Consider the following 2,680-nt stretch of genomic DNA (forward strand, 5'->3'; position numbering starts at 1 on the left):
CGCACCCGTCTCGGCGCCGGCTCAGTCGCCCCGGACCTGGTCAAGCGGCAGTTCGTCGCCGATCACCCGGACCGGCTCTGGGTGGCCGACATCTCCTACCTGCGCACCTGGGAGGGCTTCCTCTACCCGCCGTGGTCATCGGCGCCTGCACCCGCCGCGTGGTCGGTTGGGCGATGGCTGATCACCTGCGTGGGAGCTGGTCCTCGACGCCCTGGGCATGGCGTTGCAGCAGCGCAGACCCGTCGCCGGACTGATCCACCACAGCGACCACGGCGTCCAGTACACCTCGATCGACTTCGGCCGCACGCTGCGCACCAGCGGCGTGGTCGCCTCGATGGGCAGCATCGGCGACGCGTTCGACAATGCGATGGCCGAGAGCTTCTTCGCCACGCTCAAGGAAGAGATGATCTACCGGCGGGCCTGGCCGACCCGCCACGAACTGGAGATGGAGATGTTCTCCTTCATCGAGGGCTTCTACAACCCCTTGCGCCGGCACTCCCGACTGGGCAACCTCAGCCCCGCCGCCTACGAACAGCAGATCACGACACAGAACGAGGTGTCCGGCTGACGGGGGTCACTTCAGTCAACGGTCGGCCCCGGGCGGTCGCGGCACGGTTCGAGCACCGCCGCGCCGGCTGGCAGTGTGTCGCGCTTCGCATCCTGTGACCCGGCAGATGTCGTCGCCGCTCCCGGCCAGGGATGTGGACAACGCGGAGGGCTGTGGATGAATCCCTCCGTCCTGGTCGGATGGCGGGGCACGATGCAGCACATGCCGACTCAGCCGCCCGACCCGACAACCCCGGAGCGGTCGCCGGCGCCCGTCCTCGAGTTACTCGAGCGCGTGGCTGCAGACCGAGGCTTGGATTTCGAACCAGCGCCCGACCTCGTGATCGACGCGCTACCCGGGCTGACCCGGGCCGTGGAGGACGTGACCGCGCGCTGCCGCGACGACCAGGAGCAGCGCTGGCTCGCCGCCGCGCTCGCCGCGCTCGCCCACCACGTCCAAGCGGACGCGCTGCCCACGGCACCCCGGTCCTGAGCGACGGATGCCGACTCGACCGGGACCGGCAGCCGAACCAGCTCGATCAGACGCAGCTCTCCGCGAGAGGGTCCGCTGGATCATGGGGCAGACGATCAACTCGCAGACGGCGGGCCCGTCCGGCTGCTTCGGACATCGGCCGACGACGAGGAGTGACGGGGGCTCCGGTTAGCCGAGGTCCCGTGGACGCGAGCAGGACCGCTGAGGTTGCAGGTAGAGGCCATGGAGTCCGTCGACGGACCGTCTTGCGAACAGTAGGTCGTCGGTTCGATCCCGACGTGCGGCTCCAGCTTTGACCAGCTTCGCTGGGTGCGCCGGAAAACCTGGCCTGCATACCGCGGGCCTCAGCCGGGCATTGACGAGCCCGCGCCGCGAGACCTCCGATCACCGCAAGTGTCAATCCGAGGGTGCCTGGGTGTGACGGCTGCGGTGCAGGGATGTGCGTCTGTCCAGGAGCCTTCCAGCGATCGTGCTGTGGCCTTCAGTGATCAGCGCGGCGCGTAGGAGTCGAAGAACTCGTCGTAGACACTGATCAGGTGCTCACGCAGGACTTGGGTCGCGGTAGCGGGGTCGTCGATGCCGTTCTCACGCCAGGACATGGCTGTAGGAAGTTCCCGACCGCCGGAAGCGCAGCCAGAGCCAGGACCAGGAGGAATCCGTTCATCGGGAGGGCGACCTCTGCAGGGTTCGGTGTCCAATTGCCACGTTCCGCACTCGTGTACCCAAAGGAAGCACCAGGACGCCGACCACGCCGAGCGGACCGGTGATCCGAGCGGCAGTCGTGGCGCGGTGGGGTTTGCACTCAAGGCCGCGCCGGCCAAATAACCCCGATGGCCCGCCTTCGGCGGGGCCTGTCGGCCCTTGGCTTAGCACGGCCTCACTCACCGTCATGGGCGCTGCGCTGCGCTCCGCGTCGCTACACGACGGCCCTGCGGGCCGCCCCTGACCGCGAGCCTCCCCGGCCGTGCTGGGACGCCTTGCGGCGGCGGGGGACAGCGCCCCGCCACCCCAAGGGGACAGGCCAACAGGCCCGGATGTCGGGAGCCAAGCATGACCAGCCGCAGCGAGCAGACACCCCGAATCCGTCGGATCGCCTACGAGTCGAGCCCGGTACCGACCCAGCCGGCCGCCGTGGCCTGCCCACCCTGCGGCGCATCGATCACGCTTGCAGCTCCCGACAGTGCGCCGAACACGTCCGGGGTCCACGCCGCTGTGGCTGTGGAGGACTTGCCGGACGCCGGGGCGGCGAAGGTGTTGACCGCCACTGAGGATGCCGACCTGGTGCTCGATTCCCGCCATGACGGTGACGACGGACGGCTCCCGTCCACGGCGTCCGTCGGCGCCGCCACCGTGACGATCAACAGGCCCGTCCCAGCATCGGGCACGCCGGCTCCTCGCCCGCGGTCGTCATCGTGCCGAGCCCAGCCCACCCGACCGACGCTGTCGGCGCGGCGCACCGCCGGGGGACGTAGCCCACACCAGCTGACCCCTGGCGGCTGCGGGCCTGGTAGACGACGCTCGTGCGCCGTGCCCCCACCCCGACTCGATGATCGGCATCGCCGACCCCGGCCAGGCCGAGACCGACCTCGCCAGCGGAACGCTGACCTGCCCGTCGTGCACCGGCCCGCTGCAGCCCTGGGG

At 69.9% G+C, this 2,680-nt stretch carries 3 protein-coding genes; 2 read left to right on the forward strand and 1 reads right to left on the reverse strand.

The window, feature by feature from the left end; genetic code table 11:
• The first annotated feature begins 217 nt into the window (after nt 1-217).
• Together KME75_RS40795 and KME75_RS40800 are read left to right on the forward strand one after the other, a co-directional pair.
• Complete coding sequence (locus KME75_RS40795) at nt 218-568, forward strand: IS3 family transposase (protein WP_219420346.1); 351 nt, start codon at nt 218-220, stop codon at nt 566-568.
• Between the two features lie 291 nt (nt 569-859).
• Nucleotides 860-1,039 (forward strand): hypothetical protein, encoded by a 180-nt coding sequence (locus KME75_RS40800; RefSeq protein WP_219420347.1) that lies wholly within the window; start codon nt 860-862, stop codon nt 1,037-1,039.
• 1,094 nt (nt 1,040-2,133) lie between these two features.
• Here the strand turns inward: KME75_RS40800 and KME75_RS40805 are convergent.
• A complete protein-coding gene (locus KME75_RS40805; protein WP_219420348.1) occupies nt 2,134-2,424 on the reverse strand; it encodes a hypothetical protein in 291 nt (96 codons plus the stop codon).
• Nucleotides 2,425-2,680 lie beyond the last annotated feature (256 nt).

This window comes from Pseudonocardia nigra (genome assembly GCF_019396355.1).
Taxonomy (GTDB): Bacteria; Actinomycetota; Actinomycetes; order Mycobacteriales; family Pseudonocardiaceae; genus Pseudonocardia; species Pseudonocardia nigra.

Excerpts from the sequence above, each read along its gene's own strand:
- KME75_RS40795 (WP_219420346.1), top strand. The coding sequence starts at position 218 with ATGGCGTTGCAGCAGCGCAGACCCGTCGCCGGACTGATCCACCACAGC.